The sequence below is a fragment of the Megasphaera massiliensis genome (assembly GCF_000455225.1).
GTDB classification, from domain to species: Bacteria; Bacillota; Negativicutes; order Veillonellales; family Megasphaeraceae; genus Megasphaera; species Megasphaera massiliensis.
On sequence record NZ_HF954556.1, the window covers coordinates 1 to 801 of the forward strand.

1 protein-coding gene is annotated in these 801 nt (G+C 48.8%); it reads right to left on the reverse strand.

Annotated elements, in window-relative coordinates; translation table 11 throughout:
- Positions 1–583: nucleoside hydrolase (locus tag TX77_RS10790; RefSeq protein WP_230198131.1), on the reverse strand; the 583-nt coding region annotated here is incomplete at its 3' end.
- Positions 584–801: the final 218 nt, after the last annotated feature.

Here is an 801-nt window from a genome sequence, read left to right on the forward strand (position 1 = left end):
TATCCAGTCCAACAAGCGTCAATGAATTGAATCCGGCTTTGAATACGAGCTTGGCCGCTTCCGGGTCTACATAAATGTTGTACTCGGCCGTTGGCGTTACATTGCCGAAGCCTTGTACAACCCCGCCCATTACGATGACCTCTTTCACCTGATGAACCAATTCAGGAGCTTTCATCACAGCAAGAGCCAGATTGGTTAGTGGAGCTGTCATGACGAGCGTAACTTCCCCCGGATGCTTCTGAATTTGTTCGATGAGGAAATCAACCGCATGGCCATTCTCCGCTTGCTTATGAACAGGCATATCCTTTAATGCACCGCCGAGCCCGTCTTTCCCATGAACTCGATGCTCGAAGTAACTGCTGCGCAGCAGCGGCTTGTCCGCACCTTGAACGACTGGAATATGCTCCGCACCGGCGAGCTGCAATACTTTGCACGTATTAAGCGTCGCTTGTTCCAACGAAACATTGCCGTTTACCGTTGTGATGCCGAGAATGTCCAGCTTGCCGCTCTGAATAGCGAGCAGAATGCCTAACGCATCATCCACTCCCGTATCGACATCGAGAATAACCTTCTTGTTCATCATCATCCCCCTCCCATTCAGGAAACGAGACAAGAGTATGAATACTCTTGTCTCTCAGTTCGCTTCCTCTTATTGCGTTACTTCACGGCTAAAGCGGTCAATCCAGTTTTTCAAGTTCTCGTTCACGTATTTCATATCCAGCTTGTGCAGCTTATTGATCGTTTCTGCGCCATACGTAATGCCTTCCGCTTCTTCAGTAGACAGGTTCAATGTCGTATTGA